This window comes from Streptomyces olivoverticillatus (genome assembly GCF_014203555.1).
In the GTDB taxonomy this organism is placed as follows: domain Bacteria; phylum Actinomycetota; class Actinomycetes; order Streptomycetales; family Streptomycetaceae; genus Streptomyces; species Streptomyces olivoverticillatus.
Genome location: NZ_JACHJH010000003.1, coordinates 695,581 through 717,628, shown reverse-complemented (window position 1 = coordinate 717,628; position 22,048 = coordinate 695,581). Strand labels below are relative to the sequence as shown.

The window sequence follows — 22,048 nt, the reverse complement described above, 5'->3', positions numbered from 1 at the left end:
CCGACGGCCTTCCGTCCCACCGGCCGCCCGACGCCGCACCTCTGACAGAAAGGCCCTCCGCGATGTCCCGCCAGGACCCGGGCTCCACCCTCTGGTTCACCCTCTCCATCGACGGCGAGAGCCTCGGTTACTTCAACGGGTGCGACGGGCTGTCGTCGCAAGTGGAGACGGAGCAGCGGCAGGAGGGCGGCAACAACGGCTTCGTCTGGCACCTGCCGACCCGCGTCACCTTCTCCACCATCCGGCTGACCCGCCCCCTCACCCCGGACACCACGAAGGTCGCCAAGTGGATCTCCTCCGTCCAGACGGGCATCGAGCGACCCACCGCCCAGATCACGGCGCTGCGCGCGGACGGCTCGGAGGTCGCGCGCTGGGGGCTGATCGACGTACTGCCCGTCAGCTGGCAGGGACCCGCTCTCGACCCGGCCAGTCCGGCCGTCGCCACGGAGGTCCTGGAGATCGCGCATCACGGGTTCACCGACTGACGACCGACGACCGACGACCCGACGACCACTGACCGCGCAGCGGGAGAGAGAACGCCCCACATGCCCAAGAGCAGCAACGGCGCCGGCAAGAGCCTGGTCCGCGCCACCCTGGCCATCCACGAGCCTCCCGTCGGTTCCGGCACCAGGCCGGGCGCGCTCCTCAGGACGCTCCGCTTCGACTTCAACCCGGCGCAGCTGTCGCTCAGCCGGTCCGCGCAGTGGAAGGTGACGCCGACCGCGGCCCTGCGGGACGGTCCGAAGCCCGAGTTCATGGGGGCCGAGCCGCGCTCGATGACCCTGGAGGTCTTCCTGGACTCCTCCGGCCGTCCGACCAGCGACACGGTGCTGAAGAAGGTGGCGTCCCTGATGAGCTGCTGCCGGGTGACCGGCAAGAGCATCGCGGCCAAACGGCCCTCGCCGCCCTGGGTGGTCTTCCAGTGGGGGTCGTTCTCCACGGCCCGGTTCACCGCGTACGTCAGCTCCGTCGAGGCCTCGTACACGCTGTTCGGGACCACCGGTGTGCCCATCCGTGCCACCTGCCAGGTCCGTCTGCACGAGATCCCGCGCAAGACCGGGAGGCAGAACCCGACCTCGGGCGCGCTCACCGCGCGGCGGGTGCACCGGGTCGTCGCCGGTGACTCGCTCCAGTCCCTCGCCTGGCGGGAGTACGGGGACGCCACCGTGTGGCGGGCCATCGCCGAGGCCAACAACATCGACGACCCGGCCCGGTTGCCCACGGGCACCGAACTCATCCTGCCCGCCGCCGAGGAGGTGCGTCCCTGATGGTGAACCCCGCCACGTCCGCCGTTCTCCAGGTGTCCATCGGCGGCGTCCAACTGCCCGACGCCGCCGCCCAGGCCCTCGTCGACGGCTGGGTCGACCAGGGCGCCGGGGTGCCCGCCGCCTTCCAGCTCACCTTCCGCGACCCGTACCGGGTCATGATCAGCCGGCTGAACGAGACCTTCGACACCCCGGTCACCTTCGGCACCCTGGTCACCATCGCGACCGTGGCCGACGGGCAGGGCGCCGGTGACACGCTGCTGACCGGTGAGATCACCGGCTTCGAGGCCGACTACGACGGCACCGGCACGTTCACCGTCATCCGGGGCTACGACGCCGGGCACCGGCTCATGCGCCAGCGCCGGGTGGCCGCGTACAGGAACCAGTCCGCCTCGGACATCGCCAGGAAGCTGGCCGCGCGGGACGGTGTGCTCATCGGCACGATCCAGTCGACGAAGACGGTCTACGAGTTCATCAGCCAGTCCAACGTCACCGACTGGGACTTCCTGGCGCGGCTCGCCGACGAGAACGAGATGGTCATGTCCATCGACGCGATGGGCAAGTTGCGGTTCGTCAAGCCGGAGCCCGCCTCGGGGGCGCCCCCGACGAGCACGGAGGGCGACAAGAGCCCGCTCGTGCTCCAGGCCGGACACGACATCCTGCGGCTGCGGGCCGCCGTCACCGCAGCCGACCAGGTCGGCAAGGTGGAGGCGCGCGGTTGGGACGTCACCCAGAAGAAGCCGCTCAGCTCGGTCTCGCCCGCCGAGGAGAACTCGGGCTTCGCCATCGGCGATACGCCCGGCGGGGCCGCGGGCAAGTTCCCGGCGGGCAAGCGGGTCGAGACGTCGACGCCGTACGACACGTCGGCCGAGGTGAAGTTCGCCTCCGATGCCCTTGCCGAGGACGTCACCGCGGCCTTCGCCGAGGTGGAGGTCGTGGCGTTGGGCAACACGAAACTGCGGCCGGGAGTGCCGGTGACGCTCACGGACACCGGCGAGCCCTTCGAGGGCAAGTACACGGCGACCGCCGTACGGCACGTCTTCGGCGACGGGAAGCACTACGAGTCGTGGGTGACCGTCAGCGGCCGGCAGTGGCGTTCGCTGTTCGGACTGTCCTCCGGCGGGGGCGGTACGGGCACCGCGCCCAAGCTGCCGAGTGTGGCCAACGCCCTGGTCACCGACGTGAACGACCCGCTCAAGCAGGGTCGTGTGAGGCTGCGCTTCCCGTGGCTGGACGACAAGTACGTCAGCGACTGGACCCGCACCGTGCAGATGGGCGGCCTCGGTGGCGGCGGGATCTTCCCGATGGACGTCAACGACGAAGTGCTGGTCGCCTTCGACCGCGGCGCCCTCGACCACCCGTTCGTGATCGGCGGGCTCTACAACGGCAAGGACCAGCCCACTGTCGTCGGTGACGTGCCGCTGCACGACACCGTGCGGAAGAAGGCGAGCCGGCACACCGTCTCCGACCGGGACGGCAACCGGGTGGACCTGCTCAGCCAGAAGACCGGCGGCCGCAAGCAGGGCGTCCGGCTGGCGTCCGGCGACAAACAGCTGACCATCAACCTGGACCGGACGAACACCGAGATCATCGTGGACAGCAAGGGCTCCGTCACCATCAAGGGCAGCCGGTCGGTGTCGGTGGAGGCCGGTACCGACCTCACCCTCAGTGCGCGGCGACGGCTGAGCATCAAGAGCGGCGGCCCGCTCGACATCGAGGGCAGCGGTCTGGTCAGCGTCAAGTCGCTCGCGGGTGCGGTCACGGTGGACGCGATGGGTGCCCTGACCATGAACGCGCTGGGCAGCGCACTGCTCAGCGCGGACGGGAGCGTGCAGGTCAACTCCGTGGCCAACGTGAGTGTTCGGGCCGTCACGGTCCCGATCACGGGCGCGGTGACCATCAACGGACTGGCGCCGATGGTGATTCCGGCGTGAGCGCCGGTGCGATCGAGGAAGGGGTGGGCGGCTGATGGCCGAGCAGTTCGTCGGATCCGGCTGGTCGTTCCCGCTGCGCATCGGACCGACCGGCGGCATCGCGCTGGTCAGCGGCGATCGGGAGATCGAGGAGGCGATCCGCCTCGTCCTCGCGACCGCGCCGGGGGAGCGTCCCATGCGGCCGGAATTCGGCTGCGCCATCCACGACTTGGTGTTCGCCCCGGTCAACGAGCAGACCGCGGGCCGTATCCAGCACGAGGTGTACGGCTCCCTGGACCGCTGGGAGCCGCGCATCGAGGTCACCGACGTCCAGGTGACCGCCGGCACCGACCAAAGCGTCCTGTACATCGACATCCGCTACCAGATCCGCGGCACCAACAACCCGCGCAGCCTCGTCTTCCCGTTCTACGTCATCCCCTCCCACGAGTCGGACGGCCCCGGCGGCGGCCACTTCGACGACGGTTCCGGCAACTCCCCCGAAAGCGACCGCTGATGGCCCTGCCTTCCCCCAACCTCGACGACCGCCGCTTCCAGCAGTTCGTCGACGACGCCAAGCGCTACATCCAGCAGCGCGCCCCGGAGTGGACCGACCACAACGTGTCCGACCCGGGCGTCACCCTCGTCGAGACCGTCGCCCACATGGCCGACCAGATCGTCTACCGCCTCAACCGGGTCCCCGAGAAGAACCACCTGGCGTTCCTGGACCTCGTCGGCGTCACCCTCTTTCCGCCGTCGGCGGCCCGTACGGACGTCACCTTCTGGCTGTCCGCACCCCAGGAGGAGACCGTGCCGGTGCCGGTCGGCACCGAAGTGGCCACGCTGCGCACGGAGCAGGAGGAGGCGGTGGTCTTCGCCACCGAGCACGAACTGGCCATCGTCCCCTGCGCCATGAGCCGCCTGGTGGTGCAGCACCGGGGCGAGCCCGTCGCCGACCGCACCACCGCACTCGCCGAAGGCACCCACATACGGTGCTTCGCCGAAACACCCGGCCCCGGCGACTGCATGCTGATCGGTCTCACGGCGGCCGTCCCGCACTGCGCCGTCGCCCTCGAACTCGACAGCCGGGTGGACGGCGTCGGCGTCGACCCGAGGCAGCCGCCGCTGGTGTGGGAGGCGTGGACCGAGGACGGCTGGCAACCCTGCGACATCGACCGCGACGGCACCGGCGGCCTCAACCGGGCCGGCGACATCGTCCTGCACGTCCCCGGCGGCCACGTCCTGTCCCGCAACGGCGGCCACGAAGCCGGCTGGCTGCGCTGCCGGGTCACCGAACCCCTGCCCGGCCAGCCCTTCTACACCACGTCCCCGACCGTGCGAGCCGCCGAGGTCTGCACCCTCGGCGGCACCACCCGCGTCGTCCACGCCGCCACCGTGTACGACGAGGCGCTCGGCGAATCCACCGGCCTGCCCGGGCAGCGACGGCGGCTCGCCCACGCGCCCGTCATCGGTGACGACCCGCCCCTGCTGCTCCAGACCGCCGAACACGACGGCTGGCAGGACTGGCAGGTCGTCCCGCACTTCGCCGGGTCCCGGCCGGACGACCGTCACCTCACCCTCGACGCCACGACCGGCGACATCGCCTTCGGCCCCGCCGTCCGCGAAGCCGACGGCACCCTGCGCCAGTACGGCATGGTCGCCCCCAAGGGCGCGGTCATCCGCGCCCGCCGCTACCGCACCGGCGGCGGCCGGACCGGCAACGTCACCCGCGGTGCCGTCCGGGTCCTGCGCACCTCCATTCCGTACGTCTCCGAAGTCGTCAACCGCGAAGCCGCGCGGGGCGGGGTCGACGGGGAGACCGTCGAGGAAGCCAAGGTCCGGGCCCCGATCACCCTCCGCGCCCAGGAACGCGCCGTCACCTTGCGCGACTACGAGGAACTCGCCCGCCGGGCCGCGCCCGAGTCCGCCCGCATCACCTGCCTGGAAGGCGACCCGGACGAGCACGGGGCCTACGCGGTGCGGGTGCTGGTCGTACCGCAGGCCGTCCCCGATCCCGGGGGCCGGCTCCGCTTCGAGCAACTCGTCCCCGGCGACCGCCTGTTGGACCGCATCACCCGCCACCTCGACGAACGCCGCCTCATCGGCACCAGACTCGCGGTCGGCCCGCCCTACTACCAGGGCGTCACCGTCGTCGCCACCGTCCATGCCTTCCGCGGCACCGACACCGACCGCGTGCGCCGCCGGGCCCACGACGCCCTCTACCGGCACCTCGACCCGCTCACCGGCGGCGCGGAGGGCCGTGGCTGGCCCTTCGGCCGCCCGGTCCAGTCGGGCGAGGTCTTCGCCGTCCTGCAACGGGTCCCCGGCGTGGAACTGGTCGACGAGGTCGTTCTGCATCCCGCCGACCCGCTGACCGGCCGGCGCGGCGATCCGACCGACCGCATCGACCTGGAACCACCGGCCCTGGTCTTCTCCTTCGACCACCGCGTACGGGTGATCGGAGACGGGACGTGACGCCATCGACGTACGCGGGGAGCCGGCCATGAGAGGCTCCGTCGACAACCTCGGCTCCTCCGCCCCCATCGGGGCGATGCTCCCGGCCGTCTTCGCCGAGGACGATCTCGCCCAGCGCTTCGTCGCGGGGCTCGACGACGTCCTCGCGCCGATCCTGAACGTGCTCGACTGCCTGGACTCCTACTTCGACCCCGCCCTCACACCGGCCGACTTCGCCCGCTGGCTCGGGACCTGGGTCGGCGCCGAGACCGACGGCACCGAACCCGAGCCACGGCTGCGCGTCGCCGTGGCCGCCGCGATCGGCCTGCACCGGGTCCGGGGTACCCGGCGCGGCCTGTCGGAAGCGGTACGCCTCGCGTTCGGTGTCTCACCGGAGATCACGGAGAGCGGCGGTGCCGCGTGGAGCGCGCGCCCCCGCGGACCCTTCCCCGGCGCGGCTCGCCCCCACCTCCACGTCGCCCTCCGGCTGCCCGACCCCACCCCGGCCGACACCTACCGCCTGGACACCCTCGTGGCCGCGGCCCGCCCCGCCCACATGCCCTACACCGTCACGGTGACCGCCGCCGAAAGGACCTCGGAAAGATGACCACGCTGGACTGCGGTGAGTGCGGCACCCGCGCGAAGCCGGGGCAGTCGTTCTGCGATGCCTGCGGAGCCGTCCTCCACTGGGAGCGGGCCCGGACGCCCGCCGCGGGGACCGCGACCGATGCCCGCGACACCGGCCCGGCGCCGGCACCCAGCGGTGCCGACGCGGCGCCCGCTCCCTCCGGCCCGCCGGACCAGGAGGCCACCGACCCCGGCACCGACCACGCAGGCGACCCCATGGCCGACCGTGCCCGTTCCCTCCTCGTCCCCGTCAGCGAGCCGGAGGCCACCCCTCCCGTGCCCGCCCCGGCCGTGGCCCCGGTCCTTCCCGGCCGGCCCGACACCGGCCGGCCCCACGTACGCGTCCCCGGCCCCCAGGAGGCGGGAAACGGCCCGCCCTGTCCTTGGTGTGCCACCCCGAACCACCCCGACCGCCACTTCTGCCGGCGCTGCGCGATGGCACTCGCCGCGGACGGCACACCGGAGCCCGGACACCGCCCCTGGTGGCGCCGCCTCCTCGGCCCCGGTCGCCATGAGGCCCCCTGGGCCGGCGACCGCCCCCGCCTCCGCCGCGCGTTCGACCGCATCGGCACCTGGATCACCGCCGCCATCGCCGTGACGCTGCTCATTCTCGGCGTGCTGTACGTCCCCGACGGCATCCAGGCCACGCGCGACCACTTCGCCACACGTGCGCCGGTCGAGCCGGACGAGATCCGGGCCTCGCGCTCCTACCCCGGTCACGAACCGAAGCTGGCCTTCGACAAGCTCAACAACACCTGGTGGGGCCCGGGGGTCTCGCAATCGGGCCAGGGCGAGTGGATCGAGGTGAGTTTCGCCCACCCTGCCCGGCTGCTCGACCTCCTCATCACGCCGGGTGTGTCCACCCGTGCCGACCAACTCGACAAGTCCGCCCGGCCGCACCGGGTCAAGGCGACGGTCACGAGGAAGGACGGAGGCACCGAGACCCGCGAACTCACCCTGGACCCGGGCGCGGGCGGGCAGCGTCGCGCCTTCCGTGTCGGTGAGGTCACCAGAGTGCGTTTCACCATCGAGTCGTCCTACGCGGCGTCCGCGGACAAGCAGACGGCCATAGCGGAGATCGAGCTCTTCGGCCGGTCCGGTGGGGACCAGTCCTGAATCAGCCGAGGGGCGGAGCGATCACGTCACGCGGGGTCGGGTGGTCACAGCGACATGCCGCGGAGCTGGCGGCGCGAGGAGATGCCCAGTTTGCGGTACACGTTGCGCAGGTGGGCGTCGATCGTGCGCGGACTGAGGAACAACATCACGCCCACTTCCTTGGACGTCGCTCCGGCAGCGACCTTTCCGGCGATGAGCCGTTCCTGCGGGGTGAGCCGGCCGAGTGGATGCTCACCGTGCGGGCTCGGCTGTTCGCCGGTGGCCCGCAGCTCCCGGGCGGCGCGTTCGGCGAAGGCGCGGGCACCGATGCCCGACAGCATGTCGTGCGCCGCCCGCAGCTCGTCGCGGGCCGCGACGCGTCGGTTCGCGCGGCGCAGCCACTCCCCGTACGTCAGCCGGGCGCGAGCGTGCAGCACCCGGACGCGGGTCCGGGCGAAGTGGTCGATGGCCTGTCGGTGGAGCGCTTCGCAGTCCTCACCCCGACTGAGGAGGGCCTGTGCCTGCAGCCACTCGGCGACGGCCCAAGGAAGGGGGTTCGTGCGGGCCAGCGCCTCCAGGTGCTTCATGGCCACGACGGCCTCCTCGCCGCGTCCGGCGCGCGCGGCGGCTTCGACGAGCTCGGTGTAGACGGCCCAGATCGAGTAGGAGCCGGCCTGGTGCCGGTGCTGGGCCGCCAGCGCGGCCTCCAGAGCCGCCTCGTAGTTGCCGAGCCCGTTGTGCAGTACCGCCCTGGCGTAGTGTTCGCCGGCGGCTTCGTACGGTCGCCCACCCCGGCCCAGCAACTCCCGCAGCTCGCGGTACCGGTCGAGGTCACCGCGGAAGCCGGCCAGGACGAGCTCGGGCCCCAGGAGCGGTGTCGTGCCTGCCGCCTCGTCGACGGCCTGGGCCTCGCCGAGGCTGGCGGCCGCGTCGTCGAACCGGCCGACCGAAACCCTGGATATCGCCTGGTAGCGCAGTGCCTGCGGCAACGAGGCGAGGGCGCCCTGGCGACGGGCCACGTCCACCTGGCGGTCCGAGATCTCCTCCATCGCCACGTCATCGCGCAGGTCGATGACGACCTGGCAGAGAAGATTCATCCGCCAGTGGCCCGACGAGGGGGCAGCCGCATGGTACGCCGTCGCCGCGTCGCGCATCGCGGGCACCGCCCGCTCGACGGGCAGCATGGTCTGAGCCAGCAGGGCGTCGAGCAACAGATCGGCCGGCCGGGCGGACTCCTGCTGCGCTTTCCGGTTGCGGATCCGGGCGCCGAGTTCCTGGAGACGGCCGGGCTGGTTGTCGTTGTACATGAACGACGCGAACGCCTCCAGGTAGGTCTCCCTCGCCTGGTCAGGAGCCAACTCCGCGACGACGTCGACGAGTCTGGCGGTGGCTTGCGGGCTGTGCGACAGCTGGTAGTCGACCCGCGCCCGCAACAGCCGCGCCGCGGCGCGGCCCTTCTCGTCCATCGGCCGGCGCTCCGCCCGGGCGACGAGCGTACGGGCCAGGGTGGGGGCCCCGGCCTGCAACCGCAACTGTGCCGCGGCGAGCAGCCGCCCGGCTTGGCGGTCGGAAGCCGGAGTCAGCTGCCCCGCCCGCTCCATGAACGTGGCGGCCGCGGCGAATCCGCCGCGCAGGCGGGCCCGATCGGCGGACCCCTCCAGCTCCGCGGCGACGTTCTCGTCGGCGTCGACGACGGCGTGAGCCCGGTGCCACGCCCGGCGGTCGCGGTCGGCCTCCGGGTCGGTCGCCTCCGCGAGAGCACCGTGCACGCGTCTGCGCATCCCCGGGGTGGCCGATGCGTACACCGCGGAACGCACGAGCGGATGCCGGAAACGCAGCCGCGGCCCCAAGGCCAGAAGTCCGGCGTTCTCCGCGAGGGTGAGCCCTGTGGCATCCAGTCCGATGACCTTCGCCGCGCGACGGAGCAGGCCGAGATCGCCGACCGGCTCCGCTGCGGCGAGCACCACCAGCGAGCGCGTGGTGTCCGGCAACCGCTCGAAGCGGTGGACGAACTGCTCCTCCAACGTGTCCACCACGGTGGCCCGGCAGCGCTGTGGGCCGGGCACCCCGAACGGCTCCGCGTGGTGGGCGAACTCCAGCAGCGCCAGCGGGTTGCCACGTGCCTCGGCCAGGATGCGGTCGACGACCTCGGTGTCCAGCTCGGCATGCGTCGCCGCTCCCAGCACGGCCCGGGCGTCCTCGTCACCCAGACCCGCGAGGGGTAATCGCGGAAGGTCGGCGAGTCCGGGCACCGAGCCGACATCCCGTGCGGCGAACACCACCGCGATCCGCTCGGCGGCCACGCGCCGGGCCACGAAGACCAGCGCCCGCCGCGAAGCGTCGTCGATCCACTGGGCGTCGTCCACCACGCAGCAGACCGGCTTGTGCTGCGCCACCTCGTGCAGCAGCCCCAGGACGGCGAGTCCGACCGTCAACGGGTCGGGCGAGGTCTGCGCCCCGAGGCCGAACACCCCCTCCAGCGCCCTCCGCTGTACCGCAGGAAGCGCCCGACGGTGTTCGAGTACCGGGGCGCACAGCTGGTGCAAGGTTGCGTAGAGGAGATCGCGCTCGAACTCCGTACCGGCGGCTCGCAGCACCTCGAACCCGTCCAGTGTTCCCACCGCGGCGTCGATGAGCGTCGACTTGCCGATACCCGCCTCGCCCGCCACCACGACCGCCCCACCGCGCCCGACGGCGGCCGAGGTCACCAATCGATCGAACTCACGCCGCTCTGCATGTCGAGCCACGATATGCACTGGAATCGTCCTCCGAGTCACTATTGCTAGAGGCCTCTCAGATTCTCAATCGTATGGATACGGTGCCGAGTTCACCCTTTTCGAGCCACGGTGCGGGTCGATAGTCCCCGCAGCGGTCGAGCGCCATCCGCAGCCCGTCGTGGTTCCCGAGGCAAGGGGGCCCGATAACCTGGGGAAATGCTGACAGAAGTCATTGCGACTCGTTATGTGACACCCCTGAGGGAGGGTGGCTCTCTCCCCGGCATCGTCGAAGCCGATGATCTGGGTACGTACGTCATGAAATTCACCGGCGCGGGCCAGGGCCGCAAGACCCTGGTCGCCGAGGTCGTCTGCGGGCAGCTGGCCCGCGCGCTCGGTCTGCGCGTGCCGGAGCTCGCGCGGATGTGGCTCGACCCCGTCATCGGCCGCGGCGAGCCCGACCCCGAGGTGCAGGCGCTGCTCAAGGCCAGCGGCGGGCTCAACCTCGGCATGGACTTCCTGCCCGGCGCCCTCGGCTTCGACCCGCTGGCCTTCGAGACCGACGCGGCCGAGGCCGGGCGCGTGGTGTGGTTCGACGCGCTGGTGGGCAATGTCGACCGCTCCTGGCGCAATCCCAACCTGCTGGTGTGGCACGGCGAGCTGTGGCTCATCGACCACGGCGCGACCATGATCTGGCACCACAACTGGCCGACCGCCGAGGCCGCCGCCGCGAAGGCCTACGACGCCTCCGACCACGTGCTGGCCTCCTTCGGTCCGGACATCGCCGCCGCATCGGCCGAGCTCGCCCCGAAGATCACGAGGGAATTGCTGGCCGAGGCCGCCGCCGACATCCCCGACGAATGGCTCGCCGACGAGCCGGGCTTCGACGGACCGGACGCCGTGCGCCGGGCGTACGTCGACGTGCTGCTCGCCCGCGCCGCCACCATCGGGGACCGGATCGCGCTCGGCGAGCGCAGCGCGGAAAAGCCCTCGCAGGCCCCCGAATGGGTGCGTGTCAGGCTGAACGGAAAGGCCGGAAAGTGACGCGCCACAACGGACGCGAAGTCTTCGAATACGCGCTGCTGCGCGTCGTCCCGCGCGTGGAGCGCGGAGAACAGATCAACGCCGGGGTGGTCGTCTACTGCCAGGCGACGTCCTATGTGGCGGCCCGTGTCCACCTGGACGAGGCACGGCTGAGGGCACTCGACCCCACGGCGGACGTGGCCGGCGTGCGCGCCGCGCTGCACGCCGTCGAGGGCGTCTGCGCCGGCGGGGAACGGGCCGGCCAGGCCGCCTGCGACGACGCCGGGCGCCGGTTCCGCTGGCTGATCGCGCCGCGCAGCACGGTCGTCCAGCCCGGACCGGTGCACACGGGCCTCACCGCGGACCCCGAGAGCGAACCCGAACGCCTGCTGGACCTGCTGGTCAGGTGAGGCGAGGCGGGGGCGTTGACAGCGGATGGCGGGGCTTCTAGCGTCTGATCGGCTGAAGCTACTAAGCGGTTGCTCATCCGCTGCTCCGGTGGCGGGGGAGCCGCCTTCGAGGTGAGGAGAACCCGCATGTCCACCACCGAGCAGCGCGTAGCCCTGGTGACGGGCGCGGCCCGTGGCATCGGGGCCGCGACCGCCGTCCGGCTGGCCGCCGAGGGCCGCGCGGTCGCCGTCCTCGACCTCGACGAGGCGGCCTGCGCGGACACCGTGGAGAAGATCACCGCGGCGGGCGGCAAGGCCCTCGCCGTGGGCTGCGACGTCTCCGACTCCGCCCAGGTGGACACGGCCGTCGCCCGCGTGGCCGAGGAGCTCGGCGCGCCGGTCATCCTGGTCAACAACGCCGGCGTGCTCCGGGACAACCTGCTGTTCAAGATGAGCGACAGCGACTGGGACACCGTGATCGGCGTCCACCTGCGCGGCGCCTTCCTGATGTCCCGCGCCTGCCAGAAGCACATGGTGGACGCCGGGTTCGGCCGGATCGTCAACCTCTCCAGCAGCTCCGCCCTCGGCAACCGCGGGCAGGCCAACTACGCCGCGGCCAAGGCCGGGATGCAGGGCTTCACCAAGACCCTCGCCAAGGAGCTCGGCAAGTTCGGCATCACCGCCAACTCCGTCGCCCCCGGCTTCATCGCCACCGACATGACGGCCGCCACCGCCGCCCGGGTCGGCATGAGCTTCGAGGACTTCCAGACCGCCGCGGCCTCCCAGATCCCGGTGCAGCGCATCGGCACGCCCGACGACATCGCCAACGCCATCGCCTTCTTCACCGGCGAGCAGGCCGGCTACGTCTCCGGCCAGGTGCTGTACGTGGCCGGCGGCCCCCTCAACTGACGACAGGGACGACGGACGCATGAGTGCGCAGGAGCAGCAGGACAGCGGCAGGGTGGCCCTGGTCACCGGCGCCAGCCGGGGCATCGGCTACGGCATCGCCGAGGCGCTGGTGGCCCGCGGCGACCGGGTCGTCGTCACCGGACGCAATGAGGAGGCCCTCGCCCTGGCCGTCGAGAAGCTCGGCCCCGGCCGGGCGATCGGCGTGCCGGGCAAGGCCCACGACGAGGCCCACCAGGCCGTCGCCGTCGAGCGGGCCATGGAGGCTTTCGGGCGCATCGACTACCTGGTCAACAACGCCGGCACGAACCCCGTGTTCGGCCCGATCGCGGAGCTCGACCTGGCCGTCGCCCGCAAGGTCTTCGAGACCAATGTCGTCTCGGCGCTCGGCTTCGCCCAGCAGACATGGAAGGCGTGGCAGAAGGAGAACGGCGGGGCGATCGTGAACATCGCCTCCGTGGCGGGCGTGGCGGCCTCGCCGTTCATCGGCGCGTACGGCATGAGCAAGGCCGCGATGGTCAACCTCACGCTGCAGCTCGCCCACGAGATGGCGCCGGGGGTACGGGTCAACGCCATCGCCCCGGCCGTGGTGAAGACCAAGTTCGCCGCCGCCATCTACGAGGGGCGCGAGGAGGAGGCCGTGGCCTCCTACCCGCTGGGGCGGCTGGGCGTGCCGGAGGACATCGGGGGCGCGGCGGCCTTCCTGCTGTCCGACGCCGCCGGGTGGATCACCGGGCAGACGCTCGTCGTGGACGGCGGGCTCTTCCTCAACGCCGGGGTCTGACGCCGCGCCGCGGCCCGTGCCCGGGGCCCCGCAGGGCCTTGGGCACGGGCCGCGGCGGGCGTTGTCAGTGGGCGCCGGTAGGTTCTTCCACGAGAACGGAACGAACCCCGGAGGTTGTTGACGTGACCGTCACCGACATGCTGCCCGCGTCCTGGCACGGAGTCCTCGGCGAAGAGCTGGAGAAGCCCTACTTCAAGGAGCTCGTCGACTTCGTGGAGGAGGAGCGGGCCAAGGCTCCGGTGTACCCGCCGCGCGGCGAGGTCTTCGCCGCCCTGGAGGCGACCCCCTACGACAAGGTGAAGGTCCTCATCCTCGGCCAGGACCCGTACCACGGCGCGGGCCAGGGGCACGGCCTGTGCTTCTCCGTGCGGCCCGGGGTGAAGACGCCGCCGTCGCTGCGCAACATCTACAAGGAGATGCAGGCGGAGCTCGGCTACGAGGTACCGGACAACGGCTTCCTCATGCCGTGGGCCGAGCAGGGCGTCCTGCTGCTCAACGCGGTGCTGACCGTGCGCGGCGGCGAGCCCAACTCCCACAAGGGCAAGGGCTGGGAGAAGTTCACCGACGCCGTGATCCGCGCGGTGGCCTCCCGGCCCGACCCGGCGGTCTTCGTGCTGTGGGGCAACTACGCGCAGAAGAAGCTCCCGCTCATCGACGAGGAGCGGCACATCGTGGTCAAGGGCGCCCACCCCTCGCCGCTGTCGGCGAAGAGGTTCTTCGGCAGCCGCCCGTTCACGCAGATCAACGAGGCCGTGGCCGGCCAGGGGCACGAGCCCATCGACTGGCGCATCCCCGACCTCGCGCTCTGACCCGAGCGGCGCCGGGGGCGGTCAGTGCCCGTAGACCTGGCGGCAGATCCGGGAGGCGTCGCTGCCCTGCTGCCAGTGTCCGTAGCTCTCGCCGAGCCCGCAGACGCCGCTGCGGGCCCCGGGGGCGGGGGCCGGTGCCGCCTGGGGCTCCTCGGGGGCGGGCCGGGGTCCGGCGCGCCGGACGGGGGGAGGCGCGGGGTCCGGCTCCCGGCGCGGTGGGGCGGGAGCCTCCTCGGCCGGGCCCGGGGCGGACGGGGGAGCGTCGGCGTGCGCAGGCGCCTCGCCGCGATCCGCTGCTCGCGCGCGGCCGGGGTGGTCGGCGAGGTCCGGGCCGTCCGCGGAGTCCGGGGGAGCCACCGGGGCCGCCCGGCCGGCGACCGGGTCCCGGCCGGGCCCCTGGGCGTCGCGCAGCAACGCCGATGACGCGTCCGGGGCGGGCTTCCCCGCGGGGCCCTGACCCGGGGCGTTCCCGGTGCCGGCCAGGGACTCGCGGGCCGGGCCCTCGGCGGCCTGCGGCCCGGAGGGGCGGTAGTGGCCGGACGGAGCGGGATGCGGGGAGACGGAGACACAGCCGACGGCAGCCGACATCGCCACCGCCACCAGGGCCGCCGCTGCGGACATTCGATGCACCCGCCCAACCCTGCTGAGCCACAAGGGGGTTGGGAACTCCTCGCGAGGGTGAAGCGGAAGCGTCAGTCCCGGCCGTGCGCCCTGCGCGCAGCGGTCACTCCCCGGTCGCGCCGTCGATCCGCTCGCGGATGAGGTCGGCGTGGCCGTTGTGGCGCGCGTACTCCTCGATCATGTGGAGGTAGATCCAGCGCAGGTCGACATGGTCGCCGCGGTGGCGCGGAGCGGCGCTCAGGTCGTCCAGCGACCGGCCCCGCGCCGCCTCGCGGCAGGCGGCCACCTCCGCTTCCCAGGCCGCGAAGGCCGCTTCCCGGGTGTCGTGCTCGGACAGGCTGAAATCCCCGTCCGGATCCGCGTCGCTGTAATAGAGCGGCCCGGCCGTCGACTCCCCGGCCAGCACCCGGCGGAACCAGTGGCGCTCCACCTCGGTCATGTGACGCACCAGCCCCAGCAAGGTCAGCGGCGAGGGCGGCACGGACGCCTCGCGCAGCGCGGCGTCGTCCAGACCGGCGCACTTCCTGGCCAGTGTGGTCCGGTGGTAATCGAGAAACGCCCGGAGGCTCTCGGCCTCGGCGACGCAGGCAGGCGGGCGGATGTGCTCGATGCTGGACATGGGGGCCATCTTGCTCGCGTCCGGGCGGAGCCGGCCAGGGATTTATCGCCCGAGCATCCCCCGCAGCAGCTCCGTGGCCCCCTCGCCCAGAGCGCGGCCTGGACGGAGTGGCCGACTGGCGGCCACCCGTGCGCACGTATCCTGCCGGTACGGAGACCGGCCCCACGACGGCCGGAGGGGACATCGAGGAGGCTTCGTGAAGGTCGGCTGCATCGGGCTCGGAGACATCGCGCAAAAGGCGTACCTGCCGGTGCTCGCCGCCCAGCCGGGACTGGAGCCGCACCTGCACACCCGCAACCCCGACACCCTCCACCGGGTCGCGGACACCTACCGGATCCCGCAGGAGCAGCGCCACACCAGCCTGGACTCCCTGCTCGCGGCGGGCCTCGACGCGGCGTTCGTCCACGCGGCCACGGCCGCCCACCCCGAGCTCGTCGCCCGCCTCCTGGAGGCGGGTGTGCCGGTCTACGTCGACAAGCCCCTCGCCTACGACCTCGCGGACAGCCGGCGGCTGGTGAGCCTGGCCCGGGACCGGCAGGTCTCCCTCATGGTCGGCTTCAACCGCCGCTACGCACCCGGGTACACGCAGTGCGCGGACCACCCCCGCGACCTGATCCTGATGCAGAAGAACCGGGTCGGCCTGGCCGAGGCCCCGCGCACCCTCGTCCTCGACGACTTCATACACGTCGTCGACACCCTGCGCTTCCTGGCACCCGGCACCGCCGACCACATCGACGTGCGCGCGAGGGTGGAGGACGGCCTCGTCCACCACGTCGTGCTCCAGATGTCCGGCCCCGGCTTCACCGCCATCGGCACCATGAACCGGATGAGCGGCTCCACCGAGGAGATCCTGGAGGTCTCGGGCCGGGACACCAAACGGCAGGTACTCAACCTCGCCGACGTCGTGGACCACAAGGGACAGCCGAGCCTGCGCCGCCGGGGCGACTGGGTCTCCGTCGCCCGCCAGCGCGGCATCGAGCAGATCGTCCTCGCCTTCCTCGACGCGGTGCGGGCGGGCAAGGTGCTGGACGCCGAGGACGCCCTGCGCACCCACGAGCTGTGCGAGCGCATCGTCAGCCTCGTGGAGGAACAGGCCCGCTGACCCTCCGCCGGGCGAGGCGCACGCCCTCGGCGGCGCAGAAGACGGCCAGCGCCGCCAGCGAGCCGTACACCGCCCAGTCGCCGCTGCGGACGTACGGGCTCGTGCCGCGCGCCAACGGCACGTCGTAGACGGCGGACGCACTGGCGTCCGTACCCAGCCGTCGGCCGACCGTACGGCCGCGGGCGTCGGCCACCGTGCTCTCCCCGGTGAGCGTCGCGTGCACCATCGGCCGCCAGGTCTCGGCCGCCCGCAGCGCGGCCAGCGAGGCGTGCTGGGCGGGCGCCCAGCTGTGCTGGAAGGTCGAGGTCGCCGACTGGGCGACGAGCAACTGGGCGCCGTCCCCGACGAGATGCCGGCTCATGTCGGGGAACGCCGACTCGAAGCACACCAGCGGGCCGACGCGCAGCTCGCCGGCCGTGCCCGGCAGCCGCATCACCACCTGCGCGTCGCCGCGCCTGCGGTCCTCGCCGGCCGCCTTGCCCACGGACGTGGCCCAGCCGAGCACCGAGCGGGCCGGGACGTACTCGCCGAACGGCACCAGCCGCATCTTGTCGTAGCGGTTGCCCGTCGGCCCGTCCGGCCCGACCAGCACCGAGCTCTTGAAGATCCCCGGCCGGTCGGAGCGCCGGGCGTCGACGTTGACCAGCACTTCCGCGCCGACCGTGCGGGACAGCGCGGCCAGTCGGCGCCCGAGGTCGGGGCGGTGCGCCAGGTCCTGGCCGACGCTGCTCTCGCCCCACACCACCAGCTCGACGTCCCGCCCGGCCAGCTCCCGGGTGAGCTGCTCCTCCCGGTCGAAGCGCCGCTGGACGCTGTCCGCGCCCTCGATCACGCCGGGCTGTACGAGCGCGACGCGCACCGAGCCCGCCGGCTGCGGCCGGGGCGCCCAGGCCCACACGCCGGTGACGGCCACCGCACAGGCCAGCAGCCCGGCCGCCGCGGCCGGGCGCGCCCGGGGCGCCGAAAGAAGCGCGGCCAGCGCGGTGTTGACGGCCACCAGCACGAAGCCGACCAGCCAGACGCCGCCCACCGAAGCGAGCCGCAGCGCGGGAGGGACCTGCCACTGGCTGGCGCCGAGCAGCCCCCAGGGGCCGCCCAGGTATTCCCAGGAACGCACGAGTTCCACCATCAGCCAGCCGGCCGGCACCAGGACGAGCGCCGCAGCCGTCCGGCCGGGTCCGGGCGAGGCGCCCAGGAGCCGCCGCACCAGCACACCCCAGGGCGCCCAGAGCAGCCCCAGGAGCGCGGCCAGCACCAGAATGAAGACATGCAGACTCGGCAGCAGCCAGTGGTGCACCGCGAGCAGGAACCCGGCTCCGCCCAGCCAGCCCTCGACGGCGGCGCGGCGGGCGCTCGTGGCCGAACGCACCAGCAGCAGCCACGGGACCAGGGCGCCGTAGGCCAGCCACCACAGCGAGGGCTCCGGGAAGGCGAGGGCGGGCAGCGCTCCGGCGAGGACCGCGGCGACGGCCCGCCACCGGGGTGAGGTGAGGACCGGCTGCCACCGTCCCGTCGACACCATCGGCATGACGTGCCTCCCAGAGCTGCGCCGGTCACCAGTGTCGAGCATGGCCCGTCCATCATCCGTGCCAAGGGCGAACGACATCCGGCCAACCCTGGCGCTCCCGAATCCGGAGGGATCATGAGGAAAAAAACCCCGACATCAGCGTGCAATATTCAACCGTTCCTACCCACATGGAAAATGCCTTTGGCTGGATCTGATCGAAAACGATCCGAAGCGATCCTTGCGCTCCGCGCCGGAATCCCGTGCGCCGGTGCCCGTACCGGGTTATCCGTGGTCCGGCCTGGGCAAGTACCGCACAAAAGTAGACAGGAGCGCTGCGAGTCGGCCTGGGGAGGCGGCGTGACACGCGTACGGGATCGGTTAACAGTCCAACCCCTTGAGATCGTTCCCTTCTACTGCCCTATACCGCCGGCCGTCCATCCCCGGATCAAGGAGATCGACAACGAGTCGGTGGACTGGATGCTCCACAAGCAGCTCGACACCTCACGGCACCAGCGCAAGCGACTGGCGCAGTGCGATTTCGGGGGCTTGACCGCCAAGACCATGCCGTACGGACGGACCGGTCCGCTGATCGTGGTCGCCAAGCTGCACGCCGTTCTCTTCTCGCTCGACGACGGACTCTGCGACGAGGCGGGGGCCACCGCCCACGGCCTGGCCCACGCCACGTCGCGCGTCATGCGCATCCTGGAGGCGCCCGTACCCGAATGGCCCGACGATTCGCCCCATGCGGCCGCCCTGCGGGCCATCCGCCTGGAGCTGACCGAGCACGCCAGTGCCCGGCAGCTGCGGCGCTGGATCGAGGGGATGCGTATCTATATGTCTGGTCTTGTGTGGGAGGCTGCCTGCCGGCGCGACCGGTCGTTGCCCAGCCTCAATGACTACGCCGCCATGTGGATGCGCGCGATCGGCATGGCGCCCTCGACGGCCTTGATGGACATTGCCGGAGGTTACGAACTGCAGGACGAGGATCTGGACCGGCCCGAGGTGCGGGCTCTTACCGAGATGGCCTGGACCCTCGTGGCTTGGGACAACGACTTCTACTCGCGGAACAAGGAGATCCATCGGGCCGGTGACAACCTCAACCTGATCGACGTCGTCGCACAGGAGCGGGGCTGCGGACTCGCCCTCGCGCAGGAAGAGGCCATGGCCATGCGCGACCGTGTCATGACTCTCTTCCTGCGCCTGCGCGAGCAGCTCTGGCCGCGAGCCGGGATGGAGCTGCGCTGCTATCTGGTGGCGCTCGGTCAGTTCGTCCGCGGGCACCTCGACTGGGCGTCGACCTGCTCCCGGTATGCCGGGTCCTACGGGGCCGACGGCGTCGTCCGGTGGTGGAAGACCCGCCCTTCGGACGACAGCCTGGCCCCGCTGCCCATCCCGTCCATTGCCTGGTGGTGGAGCCAGCTCGACACCGGCTACCAGCGCCGCAGCCAGTTCCTGAACGAGCGCCACCAGGAGGTGGAGACCGCGGCGGGGACCTGCGTGGAGGGCGCCGGGGCCGCCATGGGGTGCACGGGGCTGGTGGTGTGAGAGGAGGAGTCCGGACCGGGTCCCATCATCAGCTCCGGAAGCGGCGCCTGGTGGGCCGTGAACTTCACCGGCAGCGACGTCAGATGACGGGACATCAGTGACGAGCGGTACTCGAGCTCGGATTCCTCCACGGCAAGGGTGAGGTCGGGCAGTCGCAGCAGCAGGGCGTCGATGCCCGTGCCCGCGATCGCCCGGCCCACATCCTGGCCCGGGCACTCGTGTGCCCCGCCGCTGAACGCCAGGTGGGCGCGGTTCCCGTGGATGGGGACGTCCAGGTCGGGCCGGACCACCGTGTCCATGTTGGCCGCGGCCAGCCCCAGCACCAGCGCGTCGCCCGCCTTGATCTGCTGTCCGCCCAGCTCCGTGTCCTGGGTGGCCCAGCGGCCCAGGATCGTGATGAACGGCGGCTCGTCCCACAGCACCTGTTCCACCGCGTCCGGCAGCGTCATGTGGCCGCCCGCGAGTGAGGCCCGGAAGCGGACGTCGGTGAGGACCATCTTCAAGGTGTTCGCGATGAGGTTCGCGGTGGTTTCGAACGCGGCGATGAGAACCAGCCGCAGGTGCTGCTGCACTTCGTCGTCGGACAGCCCGGAGGGGTGTTCGATCAGCCAGGTGGTGAAGTCGGCGCCGGGCTGGGCGTGTTTGCGCGCCACCAGCTTGCGCAGGATCTCCTGGACGTACTCGTTGCTCGCGACCGCCGTCTCGGTCCCCTTGATCATGTCGCGCGCGGCATTGACCAGCCGGGGGCTGTACTCCTCGGGCATGCCCAGCAGCTGTGTCATCGCCATCATCGGCAGGTGCTCGGCGAACTGGTGCACGAGCTCGGCGCGGCCGGAGGCGCAGAAGCGGTCGACCAGCTGATTGGCGCACTGCGTCACATGGCGCCGGATGCCCCGCTTGTCGAAGCGCGCGATGCTGTCGTTCACCGCGCCGCGCCAGCGCTCGTGCTGCGGGCCGTCGGCGAAGACGCACACCGGCTGCCAGGTGGAGATGGGGGCCAGCGGATGCTCCGGGGTGAGCTTGCCCTCCTGCATGGCGCGCCAGAGCCGGGAGTCGCGGGAGAAGCGCGAGGGGGTGCGGGTGACGTCGAGGTTCTCCCGGTAGCCCAGGATCAGCCAGGCCGGGAGGTCGCCGTGCAGCAGCACGGGCGCGACCGGGCCGTGCTCGGCACGCAGCCGCTCGTACAGCCCGTAGGGATCGTCCTCGGCCTCCGTTCCGTACAGCCGCGCCGCACCGCCCGCGGAGTGGGCCGGGCACTGCGGGGGAGGCGCCGTGAGGGAGTCGGTGCGGGAGTGTTCGGCAGGGTTGGTCACTGTGACTCCGTGGAGACGGTCGTGAGGGTGTAGAGATAGCGCATCAGCGCCATTAGGGTGTCGCGGCAGGAAGCGCGGTCCCGGGCATCGCAGTCGATCATGGGTACGGATTCGTCGAGGTCCATCGCCGTCCGCAGCTCCGACATGGGGTACCTGGGTGCTCCGGGGAAGGCGTTGACCCCGACGACGAACGGTACGCCGCGCTCCTCCAGGCGGCCGATGACGTCGTAACTGACCTCCATCCGGCGGGTGTCGAGCAGGACCACCGCGCCCAGGGCGCCTTCGAAGAGGCCGTTCCAGAGGAACCAGAAGCGCTCCTGGCCCGGCGTGCCGAACAGGTACAGCACCAGCTGCTCGTTGATGCTGATCCGGCCGAAGTCCATGGCCACGGTGGTCTCGGTCTTGTGCTCGATCCCTGCGAGATCGTCCACGCCGACACCGGCCTGGGTCATGGTCTCCTCGGTGGTCAGCGGCCGGATCTCGCTGACCGAGCCGACCAGGGTCGTCTTGCCGACTCCGAAGCCTCCGACGATCACGACCTTGACGGCCGCGGTGGCGGAGGCCGGAAGGATGTCCTCGCTGCGCGGCCCGGCGTAGCCGTCAGAGCTTTTGTAGTCCATTCATCACCGCCTCAAGGAGTTGGACGTCGGGCAGCGCGGCCGTCGGCACCGGTGGGCGGGCCTCGACCTCCCCTTTGGAGAGCAGCTCGGTGAGCAGCGGGGTCAGCGTGCTCACCGGCAGCTCCAGATAGGCGGATATCTCAGCGACCGAGAGCGGGAAGTCGCACATCCTCACCACGGCGGTGTGCTCCGGCTGGAGCCCGGGGTCGGACTCCGAGCGGGTGACGATCAGGGTCACCAGGTCGAGCTCGGTCTTGGCTTCCGGGCGGGTCTGGCCGCCGGTGAGGATGTACAGCCGGTCGGGGTTGCCGGGGGGCTGCGCCGTGGGATCGGGTCCGGGTCCGCTCATGTCACCGACCCGCTGACCCGGGGCGGGCTGGTGAGATGCGAGCCGATCCTGGCGACCAGATCCCGCATCTTCATGCCCATCAGCCCGGCGTCCACGTCGTCGTCGGCCAGCACCGCCAGGTACGCCCCGGCGCCCGCGGCCATCAGGTAGAAGAAACCTCCGTCGACCTCGATCACGACCAGGCGCATCTGTCCGTCGCCGTGCGGGAATTCGGAGGCGATGGCGGAGGACAGGCTCTGCAGTCCGGCACAGGCGGCGGCCAGGCGGTCGGCCACCTCGGTGTCCGTGCCGTGCTGGGCCATGCGCAGGCCGTCCGAGGACAGCACGATCACGTGGCGGGTCTGAGGGACGCTGGTGGCCAGGTCCTTGAGCATCCAGTCCATGTTGAACCGCGGC

22 protein-coding genes are annotated in these 22,048 nt (G+C 71.8%); 14 read left to right on the top strand and 8 right to left on the bottom strand.

The window, feature by feature from the left end:
- The first annotated feature begins 62 nt into the window (after positions 1-62).
- From FHS39_RS13925 to FHS39_RS13895, 7 genes are read left to right on the top strand one after another with little or no spacing between them, the layout of a single operon-like run.
- Positions 63-485, top strand: a complete 423-nt coding sequence (locus FHS39_RS13925) for a phage tail protein (RefSeq protein WP_184349628.1) — start codon at positions 63-65, stop codon at positions 483-485.
- A 60-nt stretch (positions 486-545) separates the two neighbouring features.
- Complete coding sequence (locus tag FHS39_RS13920) at positions 546-1,268, top strand: CIS tube protein (protein ID WP_184349627.1); 723 nt, start codon at positions 546-548, stop codon at positions 1,266-1,268.
- Positions 1,268-3,199 (top strand): VgrG-related protein, encoded by a 1,932-nt coding sequence (locus FHS39_RS13915; RefSeq protein WP_184349626.1) that lies wholly within the window; start codon positions 1,268-1,270, stop codon positions 3,197-3,199. Before FHS39_RS13920 ends, FHS39_RS13915 begins: the two co-directional genes overlap by 1 nt.
- Before the next feature lie 34 nt (positions 3,200-3,233).
- Positions 3,234-3,692 (top strand): GPW/gp25 family protein, encoded by a 459-nt coding sequence (locus tag FHS39_RS13910; RefSeq protein ID WP_184349625.1) that lies wholly within the window; start codon positions 3,234-3,236, stop codon positions 3,690-3,692.
- On the top strand, positions 3,692-5,650 hold the full coding sequence (locus FHS39_RS13905; protein WP_184349624.1) for a putative baseplate assembly protein: 1,959 nt from the start codon (positions 3,692-3,694) through the stop codon (positions 5,648-5,650). Before FHS39_RS13910 ends, FHS39_RS13905 begins: the two co-directional genes overlap by 1 nt.
- 28 nt (positions 5,651-5,678) lie before the next feature.
- Positions 5,679-6,236 carry a phage tail protein gene (locus tag FHS39_RS13900; RefSeq protein WP_184349623.1) on the top strand — a complete coding sequence of 186 codons (558 nt, stop codon included), beginning with the start codon at positions 5,679-5,681 and terminating at the stop codon, positions 6,234-6,236.
- Positions 6,233-7,372: an NADase-type glycan-binding domain-containing protein gene (locus FHS39_RS13895; protein ID WP_184349622.1), complete on the top strand. Its 1,140-nt coding sequence runs from the start codon at positions 6,233-6,235 to the stop codon at positions 7,370-7,372. The genes FHS39_RS13900 and FHS39_RS13895 overlap by 4 nt, the downstream gene beginning before the upstream one ends.
- 44 nt (positions 7,373-7,416) lie before the next feature.
- Here FHS39_RS13895 and FHS39_RS25855 read toward each other — a convergent pair whose 3' ends face one another.
- Positions 7,417-10,098 (bottom strand): AAA family ATPase, encoded by a 2,682-nt coding sequence (locus FHS39_RS25855; RefSeq protein WP_184349621.1) that lies wholly within the window; start codon positions 10,096-10,098, stop codon positions 7,417-7,419.
- 186 nt (positions 10,099-10,284) lie between these two features.
- On the opposite strand from FHS39_RS25855, the gene FHS39_RS13885 reads away from it, so the two are divergent.
- The 5 genes from FHS39_RS13885 to FHS39_RS13865 all read left to right on the top strand — a co-directional run bounded on the left by FHS39_RS13885 (position 10,285) and on the right by FHS39_RS13865 (position 13,976).
- Positions 10,285-11,109: a HipA family kinase gene (locus FHS39_RS13885; protein WP_184349620.1), complete on the top strand. Its 825-nt coding sequence runs from the start codon at positions 10,285-10,287 to the stop codon at positions 11,107-11,109.
- Positions 11,106-11,498: a DUF3037 domain-containing protein gene (locus tag FHS39_RS13880; RefSeq protein ID WP_343069569.1), complete on the top strand. Its 393-nt coding sequence runs from the start codon at positions 11,106-11,108 to the stop codon at positions 11,496-11,498. The genes FHS39_RS13885 and FHS39_RS13880 overlap by 4 nt, the downstream gene beginning before the upstream one ends.
- Positions 11,499-11,624: 126 nt before the next feature.
- On the top strand, positions 11,625-12,386 hold the full coding sequence (fabG, locus tag FHS39_RS13875) for a 3-oxoacyl-ACP reductase FabG (protein WP_045933715.1): 762 nt from the start codon (positions 11,625-11,627) through the stop codon (positions 12,384-12,386).
- Positions 12,387-12,405: 19 nt separating this feature from the next.
- Positions 12,406-13,167 (top strand): SDR family oxidoreductase, encoded by a 762-nt coding sequence (locus FHS39_RS13870; RefSeq protein ID WP_184349619.1) that lies wholly within the window; start codon positions 12,406-12,408, stop codon positions 13,165-13,167.
- 122 nt (positions 13,168-13,289) lie between these two features.
- Positions 13,290-13,976: a uracil-DNA glycosylase gene (locus FHS39_RS13865; RefSeq protein ID WP_045933713.1), complete on the top strand. Its 687-nt coding sequence runs from the start codon at positions 13,290-13,292 to the stop codon at positions 13,974-13,976.
- A 21-nt stretch (positions 13,977-13,997) separates the two neighbouring features.
- Here the strand turns inward: FHS39_RS13865 and FHS39_RS13860 are convergent, their stop codons facing one another.
- Together FHS39_RS13860 and FHS39_RS13855 are read right to left on the bottom strand one after the other, a co-directional pair.
- Positions 13,998-14,597, bottom strand: a complete 600-nt coding sequence (locus tag FHS39_RS13860; RefSeq protein ID WP_184349618.1) for a hypothetical protein — start codon at positions 14,595-14,597, stop codon at positions 13,998-14,000.
- Positions 14,598-14,700: 103 nt separating this feature from the next.
- Positions 14,701-15,225: a DinB family protein gene (locus tag FHS39_RS13855; RefSeq protein ID WP_425507775.1), complete on the bottom strand. Its 525-nt coding sequence runs from the start codon at positions 15,223-15,225 to the stop codon at positions 14,701-14,703.
- Positions 15,226-15,412: 187 nt separating this feature from the next.
- Between FHS39_RS13855 and FHS39_RS13850 the strand changes: the two genes are divergently transcribed.
- Complete coding sequence (locus FHS39_RS13850; RefSeq protein WP_184349616.1) at positions 15,413-16,318, top strand: Gfo/Idh/MocA family oxidoreductase; 906 nt, start codon at positions 15,413-15,415, stop codon at positions 16,316-16,318.
- On the opposite strand, the gene lnt is transcribed toward FHS39_RS13850, so the two are convergent.
- Entirely contained in the window at positions 16,290-17,846 is a 1,557-nt protein-coding gene (gene lnt, locus FHS39_RS13845; RefSeq protein ID WP_425507774.1) for an apolipoprotein N-acyltransferase, read from the bottom strand. The genes FHS39_RS13850 and lnt overlap by 29 nt on opposite strands.
- 336 nt (positions 17,847-18,182) lie before the next feature.
- Between lnt and FHS39_RS13840 the strand changes: the two genes are divergently transcribed.
- Positions 18,183-19,370 carry a terpene synthase family protein gene (locus FHS39_RS13840; RefSeq protein WP_184349615.1) on the top strand — a complete coding sequence of 396 codons (1,188 nt, stop codon included), beginning with the start codon at positions 18,183-18,185 and terminating at the stop codon, positions 19,368-19,370.
- Here the strand turns inward: FHS39_RS13840 and FHS39_RS13835 are convergent.
- The 4 genes from FHS39_RS13835 to FHS39_RS13820 are packed head-to-tail and all read right to left on the bottom strand — an operon-like array spanning position 19,256 to position 22,035.
- A complete protein-coding gene (locus FHS39_RS13835) occupies positions 19,256-20,683 on the bottom strand; it encodes a cytochrome P450 (protein ID WP_343069567.1) in 1,428 nt (475 codons plus the stop codon). The two genes, FHS39_RS13840 and FHS39_RS13835, sit on opposite strands and share 115 nt — an antisense overlap.
- Positions 20,680-21,303, bottom strand: a complete 624-nt coding sequence (locus tag FHS39_RS13830; protein ID WP_184349614.1) for a GTP-binding protein — start codon at positions 21,301-21,303, stop codon at positions 20,680-20,682. The genes FHS39_RS13835 and FHS39_RS13830 overlap by 4 nt, the downstream gene beginning before the upstream one ends.
- Complete coding sequence (locus FHS39_RS13825; protein WP_184349613.1) at positions 21,284-21,652, bottom strand: DUF742 domain-containing protein; 369 nt, start codon at positions 21,650-21,652, stop codon at positions 21,284-21,286. Before FHS39_RS13825 ends, FHS39_RS13830 begins: the two co-directional genes overlap by 20 nt.
- The gene (locus FHS39_RS13820; RefSeq protein ID WP_045933771.1) at positions 21,649-22,035 is read right to left on the bottom strand and encodes a roadblock/LC7 domain-containing protein; all 387 of its coding nucleotides are present in this window, start codon (positions 22,033-22,035) and stop codon (positions 21,649-21,651) included. Before FHS39_RS13820 ends, FHS39_RS13825 begins: the two co-directional genes overlap by 4 nt.
- Positions 22,036-22,048: the final 13 nt, after the last annotated feature.